The organism is Bradyrhizobium sp. USDA 327, assembly GCF_041262065.1.
Classification (GTDB): Bacteria; Pseudomonadota; Alphaproteobacteria; order Rhizobiales; family Xanthobacteraceae; genus Bradyrhizobium; species Bradyrhizobium liaoningense.
Genome location: NZ_JBGCCW010000001.1, coordinates 4804027 through 4821509, shown reverse-complemented (window position 1 = coordinate 4821509; position 17483 = coordinate 4804027). Strand labels below are relative to the sequence as shown.

Genomic DNA, 17483 nt, shown 5'->3' with positions numbered 1-17483 from the left:
GTTTCGCAGGATCTGTCGCGCTGAGACGTTCGAGACATCTCGAAGGGCTCATTCTACAAATCAATCTTAGTCCGCGCCTGGACGACTTGCTGAGCAATATTGCTCAGCCGCCAGCCAGGCACTGTGCAATCAATGCTTCTTAGCCGTGCGATTCCTCGGCTGCGACCAGGGACCGCCCCCATAGGCTCTGGCAGACGATTGGGGCGACGCCGGTAAGCGTGCTCTTGATCTGGTGGTGCAGCTCTTAGAGGATCAGCTTCTGCAGCCTGTCGGACACTTCGCGCTCTCTGGCATCAAAAACAGCTGACGACGGTCATTTTGCCGGCACTCCGATCTTGCGACTGAAATGCTCCATCATGTCAGAAGCGTTCTGAAGGATTGTCGCCTTTTGCATTGCCTCGAGGCGCCCGCGGCCTGGAGGCATCTTGCCGGCTCGATCCAGCGCGTCGGCCGCCTGGATCCCCAGCCTGTGGGCCAATGATGTTTCGACTCGCGTCATTGGCCCGAATGAGCCGCCGGCCAGAGATGGCGGCTCGAGCCCGCGCAGGGGAGCAACTACCACTGAACAAGCACTGCAACAGCGATCACGATCGCGAAGAAGATCGGCAGCAGTACCGAAGGCCGCAGCCACTCGCGGAGTCCTAACTGGGAGATGTCTGACATATAGACCGCCTTTTGGTCGCGGCGGGAGCACAATGCTCTCAGTCACCGATAACAGCCGAGAAGCGCGCGGTGATGTTCAAGATATAATGCCCGTCCATGGAATAACGATGGTCCAGGCGAAACTATTTGCTGTGACAGGGGGAGTGGGGTTGTCGTCTGCCAGCAACCTAGCCGCTTAAGAATTGGCGCCGCCGGATCGCCTTGGCGGTATTTCCGCTCGAGGCGGACATTTCTCTTGGGAGAATCATGGATGTAAATCTTACGCTTACCTTCCTGTCGTGTGGAGGAATTGTTCTTCTCTCATTCGTCGCGATCGGGGCGTTTTGGTTTGCCGAACGGTTGCGCGGGACGAACGCTCCTTGCGTCGGCAGGTCGGGACAAATCCACGGTAGACACCCTGACGCACTCGATCCTTGCCATTCGGGATGGGTCCCAATGAAAAAGCCGCGGATTGCTCCGCGGCCATTTTTCTGGGGTATTTCGTCGTCTTTCAGTATCGGCCGTTCCCGATTCCAACGCTCACGCCGGGAGCGCTGAAGCCGATGCCGCCACGGTCCTCATAGCCGCGCCGTTCGATGTGACGCTGGCGGGGCGCATATCCGTAAGCATCGCGCCCGTCGCGGATGATGACGCGGCGTTCGCCACGCTGGCGCCAGCAGCGACCGTCTTCGTTGCAGACCATGCGAACGTTCTGAAGGTCGCTCTCCGGTCCAACTGTTGCGTTGGCGGAAAGCGGTGCGGCTGAAGCGGCGGCTGCAACAAGCGTGCTTGCCGTGGCAGCCAGAATGATTGTGAGAGCTTTCATAAGATTTCTCCAAAAGTAATTGTGTCAGTGAGCCAATGGGCTCGTGAGAGAATGGTTCCATGAGACCGGCTCCGAATACGTCAGTGCCGGATGCAGACGGGAGCAGGAGTGAGGATCGATCATGGCATCTATATCGCGCGGATCATGGTTCTGGAGGCAGGCCCGAGATGGTCTGCCACAGGAACGGTCGAACGGATGGGTGAATTTGAGTCACGAGCCTTTTGCCGAAAGGTATTTGTCTTCATCTCGCCAGCAGAGGCGAGGCGAGGGCGTCTAGCTGCGACAAATCGACTTGAGCCCCCTGCCACTGGATAACTATTGCAGCGACGATCAACAGCCGAAAAAGATCGAGAGCAATACCGGAGGTACGAGCCACCCATGAACACCGAATCTATCGCGCGGTGATATGGGGGATATCGCGGCGCTCCGCTGAATGACGACGACTCGCCGTGGCTTTATTTTCGTGGGCAGGTTGCAATCCGGTTCCAGAGTAGCCATCTACGGTTTAGCGCGGCCGGGACGCTTTCAGCATCTCTTTCCGTTGCTAGAACTTGGGAATCAACCGTGATCGAGTTTCCCAATTATAGTCGTTCATATGACCGAACGCGGCATGCCGTGCGTTTTTGGGGATACGATAGCGCGTTAGAGGCATCGTTCTTCATAGAGGAAGACGCGCTGAGGCGACTTCAACCGGACGCTCACCCCAATGAATCGGGTTTCCTGAACGCATTCGATTCCAATCGTGATGCAATATGTGCCGCCGCTGCCAGGGTGTACGTCCGCGGCAGCAGGGGGTCTTACGATCTGGTCGCCGCTAACTTTTGAAACGAAGACCGACGTCTTAATGGACGCCGTTTACGGCACGTAGTTCATTTACGACTCCAATCCAGAAATAATCACAAAAGCCAAGGGGAGACTCGCATGAAATTCCGTCCGCTCCATGACCGTGTCGTGGTCAAGCGCATAGAGGCCGAAGACAAGACCGCTGGTGGCATCATCATTCCGGACACTGCCAGGGAGAAGCCCTCCCAGGGTGAAGTCATCGCCGTCGGCCGCGGCCGCCGCGACGAAGCCGGCAAGCCGATCCCGATCGACCTGCAAGTCGGCGACCGCGTGCTGTTCGGCAAGTGGTCGGGAACCGAGGTCACGATCGACGGCCAGGAGCTGTTGATCATGAAGGAGAGCGACGTCATGGGCGTTCTCACTGACCTGCCGGTCGCCAAGAAGAAGGCGGCGTAAGCGCCAGACAGTTTTCCTTACCCTGAGGATTCGGCATAGCCGGGTTCTCGAAGGATGAGGCCGGCAATTCAAATCTCATCTCTCAAGAGCTCGCCAGTTGTGCGGCCTTTGGGATCTGGCCAGTTGAAAACGGAGATCGCTATGTCAGCCAAAGAAGTCAAATTCGGTGTCGATGCCCGCGATCGCATGTTGCGCGGCGTTGAAATTCTCAACAACGCGGTAAAGGTGACGCTCGGCCCGAAGGGCCGCAACGTCGTGCTCGAAAAGTCGTTTGGCGCTCCCCGCATCACCAAGGACGGCGTCACCGTCGCCAAGGAGATCGAGCTCGAGGACAAGTTCGAGAACATGGGCGCCCAGATGGTGCGCGAAGTTGCCTCCAAGTCGGCGGATGCGGCCGGCGACGGCACCACCACCGCGACCGTGCTCGCGGCTGCGATTGTCCGTGAAGGCGCCAAGGCGGTTGCCGCCGGCATGAACCCGATGGACCTGAAGCGCGGTATCGACCTCGCGGTGGACGCCGTGGTCGCCGATCTCGTCAAGAACTCCAAGAAGGTCACCTCGAACGAGGAGATTGCCCAGGTCGGCACCATCTCGGCCAATGGCGATGCGGAGATCGGCAAGTTCCTCTCCGACGCCATGAAGAAGGTCGGCAACGAGGGCGTCATCACCGTCGAAGAAGCCAAGTCGCTCGAGACCGAACTCGAGGTCGTCGAGGGCATGCAGTTTGATCGCGGCTACATCTCGCCCTACTTCGTCACCAACGCCGACAAGATGCGTGTTGAAATGGACGACGCCTATGTCCTGATCTACGAGAAGAAACTCTCCAGCCTGAACGAACTGCTTCCGCTGCTGGAAGCAATCGTACAGAGCGGCAAGCCGCTTGTTATCATCGCAGAAGACGTGGAAGGCGAGGCGCTCGCCACTCTCGTCGTCAACCGCCTGCGTGGCGGCCTCAAGGTCGCGGCCGTCAAGGCTCCGGGCTTCGGCGATCGCCGCAAGGCCATGCTGCAGGACATCGCGATCCTGACCGGCGGCCAGGCGATCTCGGAAGATCTCGGCATCAAGCTGGAGAACGTCACGCTCAACATGCTCGGTCGCGCCAAGAAGGTGATGATCGACAAGGAGAACACCACGATCGTCAACGGCGCCGGCAAGAAGGCCGACATCGAGGCGCGCGTGGCCCAGATCAAGGCGCAGATCGAGGAGACCACCTCGGACTACGACCGTGAGAAGTTGCAGGAGCGTCTCGCCAAGCTCGCGGGCGGCGTCGCGGTGATCCGCGTCGGCGGCGCGACCGAGGTCGAGGTGAAGGAGCGCAAGGATCGCGTTGATGACGCGATGCATGCGACCCGCGCGGCGGTCGAGGAAGGCATCTTGCCGGGCGGCGGCGTCGCCCTGCTCCGTGCCTCCGAGCATCTCAAGGGCCTGCGCACCAAGAACGACGACCAGAAGACCGGCGTCGAGATCGTGCGCAAGGCGCTGTCGGCTCCCGCCCGCCAGATCGCGATCAACGCCGGTGAAGACGGCTCCGTCATCGTCGGCAAGATCCTGGAGAAGGATCAGTATGGCTATGGCTTTGATTCCCAATCCGGCGAATACGTCAACCTGGTCGCAAGAGGCATCATTGACCCGACCAAGGTCGTTCGTGTGGCGATTCAGAATGCGGCTTCTGTTGCGGCACTGCTGATTACGACCGAAGCCATGGTGGCCGAATTGCCAAAGAAGAACGCCGTCGGTGGCGGCATGCCTCAAGGTGGCGGCATGGGTGGTATGGATTTTTAGATCCAGCTCGTTGGAGCTCAGTAATCACAGAAGGCCCGGTAGAGATACCGGGCCTTTCTTTTGCAGGATCAGCAAGAAGGCGACCGCCGGAATCGGGAGGATTCACATCGTACCATGTATCTCCGTGAGGACTGCGCCCTGTGAAACATCTTGGGCCCAGGCACTTCGTTGCTGCCGCGGGAGCTTGAGAATTGATACAAACCAATCAGGACGCACCCGGAAGGGCATCCTCCGGGTTGGCCACGATTGTGGTTCACCAGAGCCCGACGATCCATTTCGCGCCGAGGACGGTCTCCCAGACAACCACCAGCTCGACCGCCAGCACGACGCCGCCAATGAGCAGGGCTATCGAGAGCAGGAGCCCGTCCTCCTCGAGATAGGTCAGCGCGATCAGCGCGATGACGAGCGCGGGCACGACGTTGCTCAGTGGGACCGGCGTGAAGAGCAGGCTGATGTTCAGCAGCACGACGACGGCGCCGACGACACGGTTCGTCGCGTCGAGCGGAGTTGGCCAGCGCGGATGGATGAGTTTCTCCAGATACCGGAGCACGGGAACAGCTCGCTGCACCAGAGCGGCGAGGTGCCGGGTCGGCAACGGATGGACAGCGATGCGGCGTGGGAACACGGGCATGTTCTGACCGGCGATCATCTGGAACGCGGGAATCATAAGCAGCAGGCCGGCCACGATCGAGACACCCGGTGCGATAGCGACCACAGCAAGCAGCAGCATGATGAGGCCGAAGGAGCGTTTGTGGAGGCGGCCCATCAGCCAACCCAGAGTGAAATGATCGGTCGGTGCCTCGTCGTGCAGGCGCTGCAGCAGGACAGACGCGGGCGCAAACACCTCTTCATCGGCGGCTTGCGTCGGCTTCGACTGGCGCATCCGGATCTCCAGTGGCGGCTACCTCTTTCGAGCAGCCCTCATTTTGACCGGGCAGCAATACCAATGGCGGATGCCTTGCTCGCCTGATCATGGCCTGGCGACCGCTCAGAAAGATCGAATCAGATAAACGGCGCTCTTCCGCCGAGTTCCACCCGAGGTAACGGCGGACGGGAAAACCGTCGCCACGTGCCCTGGTTGGCGCTTGTTGGGACTCTGTACGCTCGTGACAGGATTTTCCTGGACAGCGCCGCGCGGTCGACGCAGCTGGCCCCTGACGGGATCAGAGCCGACCCAGCAGCAGCAATACGACGAGGATGACCAGGATGATCCCGATCACGCCCATGCCGCCGTGACCGAAGCCGTAGCCGTAGCCGCCAAAGCGGCCGCTGAAGCCTCCGAGCAGGAAGATGATGAGGATGATGACCAGGATCAGTCCGATCGACATTGTCCGACTCCTTTGACGGGACCTTGGGAAATTGTTGGTCTACTGGCAGTCCAAGTTGAGTGCGCGACTTTCAAGCTTCCGGCGATGATAGCCGGCGGCATCACCGAGAAAGAGTCCCGCTACTTCTTTTCGATTGAGATTCCACGGTCGCCGATGCTGATCTCGACGCCACTGGTCTTCTGTCGCTCCAGGTAGAATTGATAGCCTAGGATCATCGTGACGACAGCGAGCCCGCCGATGACGAGGTAGAGCATATTGCGCGACATTGTCCGAACTCTCGATTTGTGTGCTTCGCCTTGATGGCTGGTCTGGCCCATCCAGTTCAACGAACTCCACCGCACCACGAACAGCCTCGCCAGAAGCAATTTCAAGGCTAGACCTGTGGAGTAGTGGCGTTACAGCCCGGCTCATCACCTATTTGCGGGCCGCCGGTTGGTCAGAGTTTTCCAAGCAGAAGTAAGATCAGCAGGATAACGATCACGAGGCCGAGACCGCCACCGCCGTAGTAACCAGTACCGTAAAACGGACCGCCACCGATCCCGCTGAAGCCGCCCAGCAGCGCAATCACCAAGATGATCAGAATGATGGTCCAAATTGACATTGCCCAGTCTCCTTTTGCGGTTCGGATCGCGACGTCGCTGCCTCATGCATGACTCAGCGGCGGATTTCAAAGCGGGTTTCCAATCAGGAACTCATCTTGTAGCGGAGGTGGCGGAGACTTGTTGATGCAAATCAAAGATGTGGAGCAGGCCGAAACGGTCATCCATTATGATCCGATCCTCAGCAGCCAGTCGTCGAGCCGTTGCAGCCAGCGCCGCGGGGGAGGTGGCGCCGGGGGCGGCTTGAGCTTGAGGCGGTCACCGTCACGTCCATGAACAAGCTGAAGCGTTCGGGTGTGATAGACGGCCAGATCCGGGCGGTGACCGATGCTCAACACGGTGGTCTGCTTCAGCTCATCATCGAACAGAGCCATGACGCGACGCTGGCTGTCTTCGTCAAGCGCGGCTGTTGCTTCGTCAAGAAAGACCCATCCCGGCTTGTGAAGGAGCAGGCGCGCAAAGGCGAGGCGCTCCTGTTCGCCGAGCGAAAGCTCCTTGTCCCAGCGCTGGGTCGTATCGAGCTTGGAAATGAGATCGCCGAGATCGCACCGCTCCAGGGCCTGTCGCACATCCGAATCGAGGAAGGCTTCGGGCGGGCTCGGGTAACTCAGGGCGTTGCGTAGCGTGCCCAACGGCAGATAGGGGCGCTGCGGCAGGAATGCCATGGAATCGGGTGGAGGCGTGAGGATTGTTCCGGAACCCCATGGCCATAAACCCGCCACGGCGCGGAAGAGTGTCGATTTTCCTCGTCCTGTGTCGCCGACAATCAGGACCCGCTCGCCAGGGGTGATGCTGGCCGTCGCGTCATCGATAACGATATGCCCGTCCGGCAAAAGGATGCGCACGGCCTCGAAAGCGAGATGTCCCTCCGGGTGCACCGCGCGTTTGATTTCTTCTGCGCCTTGTTCGATCGCAGGAAGATTGTCGAGCGCTTCGCGAAACGCCGCGACCCGATGAACCGCGGCGCGCCAGTCGGCGAGCCGCGAAAAATTATCGACGAACCATCGCAACGCCAATTGCACCTGGGTGAACGCGCCCGCCACCATGATCAGGCCGCCCAGCGTCAGATTGCCGCCGAAATAGGCCGGTGCGGCTACCAGTATCGGAACGACCAGCGACAGCCAGCCAATGCCCGATGTGATCCAGGTCAGGTGAGCAAGCGAGGAGGATATCCGTCGCATAGTGTCTACGACCGCCGCGAGCGCGGCCTCGAGATGCCGTCGTTCGTCGATCTCACCGCCATGCAGTGCGATGCTCTCGCCGGATTCGTTGACGCGAACGAGTGCGAAGCGGAATTCCGCCTCACGCGCATATCGCTCACCGTTCAAGGCAATCAGCGGTCGCCCAACGATCCAGGTCAGAGCGGACCCCGTCAAGGCATAAGCGAGCGCACACCAGACCATGTAGCCGGGAATGGCGATGTCGTAGCCCGCGACCTGGAACGTGACTTGCGCCGAGAGCGTCCAGAGCATGCCGACGAAAGCTATGAGCTGAAGCAAGGAATATACGATGCCGCAGCCGAGGTCGGCGGTGTAGTCGCCCAAAAGACGCGTATCCTCCTGGATGCGCTGATCCGGGTTGCGACCATACTCGCCAGCAAAGCCGAGCTGATAGACGCGCAACGGCTTGAGCCACTCGGCCAGGAGGTGAAGGGTGATCCATTCCCGCAGTCGAAACTTCAGGCGCTCCTGGAGATAGGTGTTTGCGACCGTGAGCGCCAACAAAATGGCGATGATCACAACGAACGTCTGGAGATCATGAACGAAGCCCGACAGATCCTTGCGGCCGACGGCGTCGAAGAACCGGCCATTCCAATCATTGAGTTGGACTTGTCCCAACATATTGGCAATGGTGACGACAGTCGAAGCAATGAAGATCGCCATCACCCGTCGCCCGCCGTCAGCCTGCCGAAGCACGCGCGCGAACAAGCTCAAGTCCCGGGCAAGATTGAAGCCGTGTATCGGTGTAGCTTTGACGAATGCGTCCGCGAGAGCGGGTCTGGCTACCACGCCCGGCATGATCGGTAGCAGAGGATGGGCGGCCTGCGGCAGCTTCTCAACTGCCTCCGCCGGAGAAGGAACGGGCGCCTGGGGAGCCGCAGGTGATACAACGTCCGCCTTCATACGCCCGCTTCGCCCCCCATTTCGTCCGTCGGTTCGCCGCAAGCAGATCCAGGTGAACTGGATTTTGACCGCCGCAATGATTTGCTCCGGCAGCAGCATCATTATGCTATCATGAAAATGCTCGGCTGAGGAAGAAGCCCGCAGCACCGTCATCTCAGCGCTGGCCGCAAGGCGCATCGATCGGTTGGGGACATGTCGGACATAACGGAAAAATCTGACCGGCAGAAGGGCGCCGAAGCCGCAGTCGACAGCTTCCGGAAGGACCTCGGCCCGTTTGTCGTCGCCGCTGAAACAACCCGGATGCCCATGCTGTTTACGGACGCGGCAAAACCCGACAACCCCATCATTTTTGCGAACGACAGTCTTGTCGCCCTGACCGGCTACGACCGGGACGAAGTGCTAGGCAAAGGATTCAATTTCCTGATGGCTGACGGTTCGGATGCCGAGGCCCTGACACGAACCAAAGCCGAGTTCGAGGGTTCGTCCAGCGGCGGCACGGAGGTCCTCTGCCGCCGCAAGGACGGCAGCGAATTCTGGGCTGCGCTCTTCGTCAGTCCGGTACGCGATGGGGGCGGCGCCATCGTTCAGTATTTTGCATCCCTCATCGATCTCACCAAGCACAAGGAGGAGGAAGTCCGCTCCAGGATGCTGATCGACGAGCTGAACCATCGCGTCAAGAATACCCTTTCCACGGTGCAATCGATTGTCTGGCAGACATTGCGAGCAACGACCGATCCTAAGGAGATCCGACAATCCATCGAATCGCGGTTGTTTGCGCTCTCCCGGTCGCACGACCTGCTGACCCGCGAAAGATGGGAAGGCGCCGGTCTGCTCGATATCGCGCACGATGCCCTGGAGCCGTTCGGAGTTTCGGGCGGCCGGGCGGATCGCATCGTGATCACGGGTGAGAACATCCGCTTTTCGCCGAAATCAGCTTTGGCCCTCGGCATCGCGTTTAACGAGCTTGCGACCAATGCCGTGAAATACGGCGCCTTGTCCAACGCGGCCGGATCAATCCAGATCGCGTGGGCGGCAGAGAAGACACCGGCTGGAAAACGGCTCTTGTTGAGCTGGAAGGAGAGTGGCGGGCCCCCGGTCACGCCGCCGGCACACAAGGGATTTGGTTCGCGGGTGCTTGAGCGTGGCCTCGCCCATGAGCTGGAAGGCACGGTGCAGCTCGACTATCGGCCCGACGGTCTTATCTGCACGATAGACATTCCCTTGGCAGGAGACGCTCGTGGTGGATAAGTTCCTTTACGGCCGGCGAGCCCTCGTGGTCGAGGACGAGATGCTGATTCTCATCATGATTGAAGACATGCTTGCGGACCTCGGCTGCAAGTCGGTGACATCTGCCGCGACGGTCGATAAGGCGCTCGCGCTGATCGAGGCGCAAGCTTTCGACGTCGCCTTGCTTGACGTGAATCTGGATGGCAACGATAGTCATCCTGTGGCGGACGCACTCTCCGCGCACGGTGTGCCGTTTGTCTATGCGACCGGCAACACCGGTCATAACTTGAGAGACGGTTACGCGGGCCGGCCGGTGCTGAAGAAGCCCTTCAAATTCGAAGATCTGGTGGCGATACTTGCCCGCCTCAAGCTTGCGCCGACCGGTTGATAATATCGCCGATGATCGAGTTTCCGGAAATGATGGAGTCTTGAGGCACAGTTTCCTCAGATCTGTGAAGCTGATTTATGTTCGGTGATCTGTGATTAGGTCGATTATTCTTCCGCTGCCGAACGGGCCACGATCGGTGACCCGTACGATTGCCGACTGTCTGCTTTCCTGATTGTCGGCGCGGACGAGGGTCCCAAACGGGAGTGACCGATGCTCCGCGGTTCGATCGTCAACGCTTGTTTTTTGTCCGCTTGCGGTCTCTCCGCTCAGGGATGCGGTCCTCGTCCATAGGGGGTATCCTCGATGCTCAGCCACTGGAGAACAGCACGGTAAATTGCGCACCCTGACCGTCGGCGCCACGGCCGATCCGTAACTCACCGCCGATCTGGTCGGTAAAGGATCGAACAATTCTCATCCCCAGCCCTTTGCCGGCGCCGGGGTCGAAACCCTCGGGCAATGCCGGGCCCTCATTGGAAACCGACAGCGCGCAGCCATGTTTCGGATCCGTTGCCAACCTGACGGCTATCCTACCCTTGCCGTATTTGGCCGCGTTCGTGATCAACTCGTTGGCGATAAAGCCGAGCGGAATGGCGGTGACGGCAGGCAAATTGATCTCACAGCCTTCGACGCTAATTTTTCCTGCGGAGGCGTCCGACGACGACATCGCTGCAAACTCACGTCCAAAGTCCTCAAGGAATTTCTTGAATTCGATTGTTCTCACACCATCGTGGGAATTGAGGCGATGGTGGATTCGGGCGATCATGGAAACGCGACTAGCCGCCGCGGCCAATTGTGAGGCCGCTTCCGGACTCGTTGAATTGCGGCTCTGCAGCGTAAGAAGGCTGATCGTCATCTGGAGATCGTTCAGCAGGCGATGATCGGATTCCGCCTTCAGCAGTTCTTGTCGGTGGATCAGCTCGTCCCGTTGACGAAGCCGCGCCTCGGTTCTTGCAAGCGCCTTTCGCAATTGAACTGCAACAAGCCGGTAGTCCGTCAGCTCCGCACGGGGCAAATATCGACCCGAGCTCTGAGCAAGCACGCCCGGAGGAAGACCGGGATCGCCGGACGAACGTTCCTCATCCATGATACCAACTCCCAATGAGAGGGTTCTTCTCATTGCACTCAACTATTAGATGAGTTTAGAGCGGCGGGAAAACGCTAGATTGATGCAGGTCAATTTCCTCCGCATCTCGGCATTGTACTTAGCGTTCCATGTCAGCCGCGCTGTTGATAGCGGACCTGCAATTCACCATTGCCCGCAACGAATGCCTCTTCCGGCTGACGCTCGTTACGGCAAGCCGAAAATGGCCCCCGCCAGCGAACCAGGGCGGATTGGTCTTGCGTGCATCGTTCGCCCCGGGGGCCAGGAGCCCCCGGCCTCGGTTAACACCCTACTTGAGGGAAGAAAACCAACTATCGATGTCCTTGCGAACCTGATCCTTTGCAAAGCCATATCGCTGCTGAAGCCGACCCTCGAGCTGGTCGCGTTTGCCGTTGATCGCGGTGAGATCGTCGTCGGTAAGTTTGCCCCATTGCTCCTTCACCTTGCCTCGGAGCTCCTTCCAGTTTCCTTCAATTTGATTCCAGTCCATGGTGTATCTCCAAAGGTGTATCTCCAAACTTCACATTGAATACGCTGCCGCGTCATCGCGTTCGCTGAACCGCAGCGCTGATCGTTTCTTTCGACGGACCGCCGCTTGAGAGCGGATTCAGCGGCGCGGGCCTGCGCCAGAGCCTGCCGCGCCAAACGGCGTCAAAGTTGCCTTAGTACGGGGCGTAGTATTGGCGGCGATACGGGTAGGGATCGCCGTAGTAACCTGGTGCGTAGCCTGGCGCGTAACCCGGACCGTAGTAGCGGGGGCCGTAGGCCCCATAGGCGGCGGCTCCGGCCGCGGCACCAAGAATTCCAAGACCAATTGCCGCCCCGGGAGCCGGCCGATAGACGCGACCGCGGTAATGGCGTCGATAGCGGACCTCCGTCACTCCGGACGAAGACGTCCCTTCTGTCAGAAGAGGTGCGCTCGGCGAGATCGGAGCTGCCCCCGAGGGGAGTACCGAGCCGAGCATCGCGGCGCCGAAGAGCGCGGCGCCAATCGCGCATATCCTGGTCTGCCTGTTCATCGCTGTATCCTCTCGAACTTGGAGTATCTCAAGCGGCAAGCGGCTTGCGTGTCGCTGGCCTGCTTGATGGTTGGCCCTTGTTGCAGCTACTGACGCAGAGCCAGAGTGCTCTGAAGGTCACGTGGCAGGTCTAAAGTCTCGTGCTTCCAGCGAGGCAATAGACCCGCCGCTGTACTCGCGCCGCGACTTGATCGATCACTTGGCGCAAGTCTTGTCGGCTTTCAAAGCCGCTTCTGCGGAAGCCTTTGTCGTGTGGGCGGCGCCGACAACCTTCATGTTGCTGCCGGTCGCAGGCTGGCTCTCGACGATCTGGCATTTCATGGTCGCGCTATCCTGAGCCAGGTAAAAAGATGAAGGCGATTGCCCAACGGTCTTGCCCGTCTCAGCCGCGAATAACGGCGAAGCGAGCGCAAGGACTGCGGCCGTCGCCAATAGGGTGCTTTTCATGGAATCCACCAATTCTTGTTCGTCCGGAACTGGACAATGAACGAATAGAAACGGCGGGCAGGCGTTCCAGTTATGGCGGATTTGTTTTTTGCGCGTCAGTTGATGTGGATCAATGACAATTGCGAATGCCTCTCGGCAGCCTGAATGATCACTTATATCAAACTGCCGAGACTTTAGGTCGCCCTCCTCACGGGCAGGGATGCCTTAGGCCGTCGTAGCCGAGATAGGTGCCGGAATACGGGTCATAGGACCTGAAGCGTCGCGCGCAATAGCCGACCGCGTCGCCACCAACATAGGGGGGCGGAGCGACATAGGCCGGCCCGTAGTAGCCGGGAGCGTAGCCGTAATAGCCGTAAGGCTGCGTTGCGCCAATAATTGCCCCGCCGATCAGCGCGCCAGCGATGCCTGCACCAATTCCAATGCCCGCATCGCCACGATAACCACCGCGCCAGCCGCGGCGATATTGCACGGTCTCCACCGACGGCGCCACCGCGTCTCGCAGCATCAGCGCGGAGCTTACCGGCGCCGCTGTGACTGGCGCGACGAACCACGGTGTGGCGGCGACGATGAGCGCAAGAAGCACAGTCTTGGACGTCTTGTTCATGACAGCATCTCCAGTTGCATTTTTGGCAAAGCGGCTGCCTTCAGCGCAGCCGGCCATCTTCGGGAAGGGACGCGTCATAATGATCCAGGAAAGCTTACGTATATTGATCCAGCGCAACGTGAGCGCGCATCGATTGGACAGACTTAGTTTGATCGTCGGAGGCGTCCGCGACGCAGCGCCCTGCGCATGAACGAGCGCTGATTTCTTCCTTTCATCCGCAGTGGCGCATGCGTGTCGCTGCCACGACAGAACAAGGGGGCTTCCATGCTTTCACTCATAATCGGGATCTTGATCATTTGCGTCGTCGGGGCAATTTGCTTCTGGGTCATCGACAAGTTTGTCAATGAATCCCGTTTGGCGGGTCTTCTCAAATTGTTGGTGGGGCTGGTCTGCCTGGCCGCGATCCTTCAACGGCTGTTGCCGCTGGCGGGGATCAACTGGCTATAGCCGGCCCGCAACTCGTCACCGATCTGCTGCGTGGGGATGCGGCACTCACGCAGCAGATCGAACCGGCGCGCGAAGCGCGTCAAAAAAGCGAAGCTCAACGGCGATCGCCAAAGATCCCGTCGACCTATGACGTGACAAGAACTTCTACGGACATTCCGGCGAAGGCGCCGGTGCTTCCGACGAAGTTGCCGGACACTGGGGTCGTCTGCCGGATATCGCGCGCGACCGCGACCGGGATCAGATTGAAGCCGCCGAGGCTGCGATTGGTTGGGTCGAATGTGATCCAGCCGGCTCCCGGTACGAACACCTCCGCCCACGCATGGGTTGAACCCGCTCCGCTCGATCCGACGCTCTGTTGTTCTGGATTGTGAAGGTAGCCGGAGACGATTCTGGCTCCGAACCCGAGCATGCGTGCTGCTTCGGTGAAGAGCACCGCGAAATCCCGGCATGACCCCCAGCCGCGATTCAGGGTTTCTACCGGCGCTTGGGTGCCCTCGTCCTCACGGCTCTGATATCGGACAGCCTCGGAAACGCCGACGCTGAGGTCCTTTAGCAGTGACAGCGTGTCCGTCCGACTTCCTCGAACGAACATTCTTGCCCAATTTCGCAGCACCCCAGCCGTGTCCGAGAACTGGGGGAGAGCAAGGGCGCCGAGATCAGTCCAATCGTCATCGGAATAGCGGAATGGGTAAGACATGGCCGGGACCGCGATATCGAACACCGGCCATGCAACCGCGTCGAGCTGAAGCTCCGCGACGCTGGCGATCACCAGGTTGGAGGCTGTCATCTGAAACGTGGCAGTTGCGATTGCATTGCCAAACACATCGTGCGCCCAGGTCAGGGCCGCAGGGGGCGTCACCGTGACGTTGAACGAAATCAAACGAAGCTCGCGGCTTTCGCGCGGACGAAGCATCAAGCGGTGCGGCAACAGGCGCACGTGTTCGTTGAATCGATAGGTCGTCGTGTGAAGAACCTTCAGCGTCGTCAACGAGAGCTCCGATCGGGCGGCCTCTGGCCAGGCCCCTATCCCCTTCGGGAAGTGTGGCCGAGTTGACGAGCCCATGCAAATGTCGATCCAGATGGACCGTGGTCCGGGCCGGCGACAAGGAACATGCGCGACTCAATGCTATTCGCGACATGCTGTGGCGGCTGAATTGCCCGGGAAAGCACCGCCGCCTCCACAGGCCGGATCCAGCTGTCGTCTTTCCTTACGATAAATCCTGTTATGAGCGCGGCCTGATCGAGGCTTAGACGGACTGCTGCCATCGGGGAATTGCAGGTCTCAGCGGTTGCGCACGGCTCTCAGCGGCTTCTGCTGTTCGTGCGTTCGTCTGGAAGACCGGTTGTCAGAAAATATGCCGCACCAGGACGGGTGACCTCCGAGCGCCTGGCTCGCTCAGAACCGCCGTTATGCAGTCCCTTGTTGATCTAGATCATTACGGGAGGCTCGCAGTTCCGGAGATTAAGATCAAGGGATCGATCGTGATGCACCTGAGCGGTGATCGTGATCGAGAATCACGAAGTGTGTGAAAGAAGTATCACGTCGGCTGTTTACCGCTAGCAAGCTCTTCAACCGGCCTCTGCAGGGCAGGCAAGGGCGGTCGAGAGAGTACTGGACAGATGAGCCGCCTTCACAAAGAGACCCACCTCGTTGCGCGCATCGGCTGGTTGAGAGCGGCCGTGCTCGGCGCCAATGACGGCATCATATCAACCGCGAGTCTCGTCCTGGGAGTGGCGTCGGCCGCCGCCTCCCGAAGCGATGTTCTCTTGACCGGGATCGCCGGGTTGGTTGCCGGCGCCATGTCCATGGCGGCTGGCGAATATGTTTCAGTCAGTTCGCAGTCCGATACGGAGCATGCCGACCTCGCGCGCGAGAAGCGGGAACTGGCGGGCGACCCGGTATCTGAGAGGGAAGAACTCGCCCAGATCTATGTCGCGCGGGGCGTCGAGGCCGGTCTCGCCCGCGAGGTTTCGAAGCAATTGATGGCAAAGGACGCGTTGAGCGCGCACGCCCGGGACGAACTTGGCATTTCGGAGATCAGCACTGCGCGCCCGGTGCAGGCGGCGTTGGCATCGGCTGCGACCTTCTCCGTCGGAGCGGCAGCGCCGCTTGCTCTCGTGCTGGTCTCGCCATCCAATCTCTTGATTCCGGTCGTCTCCGCAGGTTCGCTGCTCTTCCTGTCGCTGCTCGGCGCGATCGGTGCCAAGGCGGGAGGCGCCGGCTTGTTGAAGCCAACCATGCGAGTGACATTCTGGGGAGCTTGCGCGATGGGATTGACGGCTGGAATTGGCGCAGTTGTTGGCAAGGTTGTGTGAGCGTCGATAGCACTTGCGAGGCCACCTCATGCCATGATGCGAGCATTTCGCGACTAAGCATCAAACTATGTTTGCGCTTTTGGTTAGTTGGTTTCCAGGGCTGCGCATCGTGAGCTCAGAGCTTCAAAAGTGCCAGCAAGGCCAATTCTTCTCGTAAGACAAAAACTTGGGTCTAGGAACCAGGCGCCTCGGAGCAGCGATTGCCTTCTGGCCCAAATGTTGCCCCTTGGTATGACAAGGTTGACGCAAAGATCATACGAGAGGAGCTCCGGTCTTGGCTAAAGTGCATCGCGCGAGGGAAGGCTCTCGACGCGCGCTAGCTGCCAATCCCATTTTGCTGTTCGGCGGGCTTGTGACAGCCAACATCGCCGCATGGACTTGGGCTTTCGCGCTGTTCGGCGACCGGCCGACGGTGATGGCGACCGCGTTGCTTGCCTGGGTGTTCGGGTTGCGCCATGCAGTTGATGCCGACCACATCGCAGCGATCGACAACGTCGTACGAAAGCTCATGCAGGCGGGACAGGCGCCCCGGTCCGCGGGCCTGTACTTCGCACTGGGCCATGCCAGCGTCGTCGTAGTTGCGACGATGTTGCTTGCGCTCGGCATGGTGAGCCTTGGCGGCGACAGTCTGCTCAAGGAAGTTGGCGGCCTGATCGGAACCTCGGTGTCGGCGCTGTTCTTGCTGGCGGTCGCAGTCATCAATCTGGCGCTCTTCGCCGGCCTGTGGCGAACCCTGCGCGAGGTGCGCGAGCAGGGTATCCATGACGCCGCACGTCTCGATGCGCAGCTCGCGGCCCGCGGATTTCTAGCGCGATGTCTCGGTCCGATGTTCCGCCTGGTGACGAGATCCTGGCACATGTACCCGCTCGGCCTGCTGTTCGGGCTCGGCTTCGACACGGCGACCGAGATCGGCTTGCTCGGCATCGCCGCCACAGAAGCTGCGCGCAGCGTGTCTCTCGTGCATGTGCTGGTCTTTCCTGTGCTGTTTGCCGCCGGCATGGCGCTGGTCGACACCGCCGACTCGGCGCTGATGGTCAGCGCCTATCGCTGGGCTTACGTCGATCCCCTGCGAAAGCTCTGGTACAACCTGACGATCACCGGCGCCTCCGTGGCGGTCGCGCTGTTCATCGGCGGCATCGAGGCGCTCGGGTTGGTCGGCGACCGCTTCGGCCTTTCCGGCGGCGCCTGGGCGCTGGTCGACGGCCTCAATGAGTCGCTTGCGAACGTCGGTTTCGCCGTTGTCGCCCTGTTCGCGATCACTTGGCTCGTCTCGGTCGTGACCTATCGCCGCATGTTTGCCGATGACGCGCGCGGTGCGGCGCCAGAAGTGCTGGAATGCGTCGATGCGACGGAGGCGGCCTGAGTTTGGCCGGCGCCAACGTCTCGCATACGCT

20 protein-coding genes are annotated in these 17483 nt (G+C 60.0%); 7 read left to right on the top strand and 13 right to left on the bottom strand.

Going from position 1 to position 17483, the window contains the following annotated elements; translation table 11 throughout:
- Positions 1 to 1153: 1153 nt before the first annotated feature.
- Positions 1154 to 1468 carry a hypothetical protein gene (locus ABIA42_RS22655; protein WP_370121015.1) on the bottom strand — a complete coding sequence of 105 codons (315 nt, stop codon included), beginning with the start codon at positions 1466 to 1468 and terminating at the stop codon, positions 1154 to 1156.
- A gap of 564 nt (positions 1469 to 2032) precedes the next feature.
- Here ABIA42_RS22655 and ABIA42_RS22650 point away from each other — a divergent pair.
- The 3 genes from ABIA42_RS22650 to groL all read left to right on the top strand — a co-directional run bounded on the left by ABIA42_RS22650 (position 2033) and on the right by groL (position 4489).
- On the top strand, positions 2033 to 2293 hold the full coding sequence (locus ABIA42_RS22650) for a DUF1488 domain-containing protein (RefSeq protein ID WP_271533655.1): 261 nt from the start codon (positions 2033 to 2035) through the stop codon (positions 2291 to 2293).
- Between the two features lie 96 nt (positions 2294 to 2389).
- On the top strand, positions 2390 to 2707 hold the full coding sequence (locus tag ABIA42_RS22645; RefSeq protein WP_370121018.1) for a co-chaperone GroES: 318 nt from the start codon (positions 2390 to 2392) through the stop codon (positions 2705 to 2707).
- 141 nt (positions 2708 to 2848) lie between these two features.
- A complete protein-coding gene (groL, locus tag ABIA42_RS22640) occupies positions 2849 to 4489 on the top strand; it encodes a chaperonin GroEL (protein WP_370121021.1) in 1641 nt (546 codons plus the stop codon).
- A 253-nt stretch (positions 4490 to 4742) separates the two neighbouring features.
- On the opposite strand, the gene ABIA42_RS22635 is transcribed toward groL, so the two are convergent.
- The 5 genes from ABIA42_RS22635 to ABIA42_RS22615 form a co-directional block, all read right to left on the bottom strand.
- Positions 4743 to 5372, bottom strand: coding sequence for an exopolysaccharide biosynthesis protein (locus tag ABIA42_RS22635; protein ID WP_271533649.1), 630 nt, complete (start codon positions 5370 to 5372; stop codon positions 4743 to 4745).
- 280 nt (positions 5373 to 5652) lie between these two features.
- Positions 5653 to 5817, bottom strand: a complete 165-nt coding sequence (locus tag ABIA42_RS22630; protein ID WP_080660040.1) for a DUF3309 family protein — start codon at positions 5815 to 5817, stop codon at positions 5653 to 5655.
- A 119-nt stretch (positions 5818 to 5936) separates the two neighbouring features.
- Positions 5937 to 6083 carry a hypothetical protein gene (locus ABIA42_RS22625; protein WP_028181502.1) on the bottom strand — a complete coding sequence of 49 codons (147 nt, stop codon included), beginning with the start codon at positions 6081 to 6083 and terminating at the stop codon, positions 5937 to 5939.
- Between the two features lie 170 nt (positions 6084 to 6253).
- Complete coding sequence (locus tag ABIA42_RS22620; protein WP_080584230.1) at positions 6254 to 6418, bottom strand: DUF3309 family protein; 165 nt, start codon at positions 6416 to 6418, stop codon at positions 6254 to 6256.
- A gap of 165 nt (positions 6419 to 6583) precedes the next feature.
- Complete coding sequence (locus ABIA42_RS22615; RefSeq protein ID WP_370121026.1) at positions 6584 to 8692, bottom strand: ABC transporter ATP-binding protein/permease; 2109 nt, start codon at positions 8690 to 8692, stop codon at positions 6584 to 6586.
- Between the two features lie 39 nt (positions 8693 to 8731).
- Here ABIA42_RS22615 and ABIA42_RS22610 point away from each other — a divergent pair, with 39 nt between their 5' ends.
- The gene (locus tag ABIA42_RS22610; RefSeq protein ID WP_370121028.1) at positions 8732 to 9787 is read left to right on the top strand and encodes an HWE histidine kinase domain-containing protein; all 1056 of its coding nucleotides are present in this window, start codon (positions 8732 to 8734) and stop codon (positions 9785 to 9787) included.
- Positions 9777 to 10154 (top strand): response regulator, encoded by a 378-nt coding sequence (locus ABIA42_RS22605; RefSeq protein WP_370121030.1) that lies wholly within the window; start codon positions 9777 to 9779, stop codon positions 10152 to 10154. Before ABIA42_RS22610 ends, ABIA42_RS22605 begins: the two co-directional genes overlap by 11 nt.
- 75 nt (positions 10155 to 10229) lie before the next feature.
- Here the strand turns inward: ABIA42_RS22605 and ABIA42_RS22600 are convergent, their stop codons facing one another.
- The 7 genes from ABIA42_RS22600 to ABIA42_RS22570 all read right to left on the bottom strand — a co-directional run bounded on the left by ABIA42_RS22600 (position 10230) and on the right by ABIA42_RS22570 (position 14761).
- Complete coding sequence (locus ABIA42_RS22600) at positions 10230 to 10469, bottom strand: RlpA-like double-psi beta-barrel domain-containing protein (protein WP_370143645.1); 240 nt, start codon at positions 10467 to 10469, stop codon at positions 10230 to 10232.
- Positions 10462 to 11238: a sensor histidine kinase gene (locus ABIA42_RS22595; protein ID WP_271533638.1), complete on the bottom strand. Its 777-nt coding sequence runs from the start codon at positions 11236 to 11238 to the stop codon at positions 10462 to 10464. Before ABIA42_RS22595 ends, ABIA42_RS22600 begins: the two co-directional genes overlap by 8 nt.
- A 307-nt stretch (positions 11239 to 11545) precedes the next feature.
- A complete protein-coding gene (locus ABIA42_RS22590) occupies positions 11546 to 11746 on the bottom strand; it encodes a CsbD family protein (protein ID WP_028181499.1) in 201 nt (66 codons plus the stop codon).
- Positions 11747 to 12470: 724 nt separating this feature from the next.
- Complete coding sequence (locus ABIA42_RS22585) at positions 12471 to 12722, bottom strand: hypothetical protein (protein ID WP_028181498.1); 252 nt, start codon at positions 12720 to 12722, stop codon at positions 12471 to 12473.
- A 187-nt stretch (positions 12723 to 12909) separates the two neighbouring features.
- Positions 12910 to 13326 carry a BA14K family protein gene (locus ABIA42_RS22580; RefSeq protein ID WP_271533633.1) on the bottom strand — a complete coding sequence of 139 codons (417 nt, stop codon included), beginning with the start codon at positions 13324 to 13326 and terminating at the stop codon, positions 12910 to 12912.
- Between the two features lie 407 nt (positions 13327 to 13733).
- The gene (locus ABIA42_RS22575) at positions 13734 to 13871 is read right to left on the bottom strand and encodes a hypothetical protein (protein ID WP_370121037.1); all 138 of its coding nucleotides are present in this window, start codon (positions 13869 to 13871) and stop codon (positions 13734 to 13736) included.
- 26 nt (positions 13872 to 13897) lie between these two features.
- The gene (locus tag ABIA42_RS22570) at positions 13898 to 14761 is read right to left on the bottom strand and encodes a transglutaminase domain-containing protein (protein WP_370121040.1); all 864 of its coding nucleotides are present in this window, start codon (positions 14759 to 14761) and stop codon (positions 13898 to 13900) included.
- Positions 14762 to 15393: 632 nt separating this feature from the next.
- Between ABIA42_RS22570 and ABIA42_RS22565 the strand changes: the two genes are divergently transcribed.
- Both ABIA42_RS22565 and ABIA42_RS22560 read left to right on the top strand, forming a co-directional pair.
- Entirely contained in the window at positions 15394 to 16089 is a 696-nt protein-coding gene (locus ABIA42_RS22565; protein WP_370121043.1) for a VIT family protein, read from the top strand.
- Positions 16090 to 16363: 274 nt separating this feature from the next.
- On the top strand, positions 16364 to 17452 hold the full coding sequence (locus tag ABIA42_RS22560) for a HoxN/HupN/NixA family nickel/cobalt transporter (RefSeq protein WP_370121046.1): 1089 nt from the start codon (positions 16364 to 16366) through the stop codon (positions 17450 to 17452).
- Positions 17453 to 17483 lie beyond the last annotated feature (31 nt).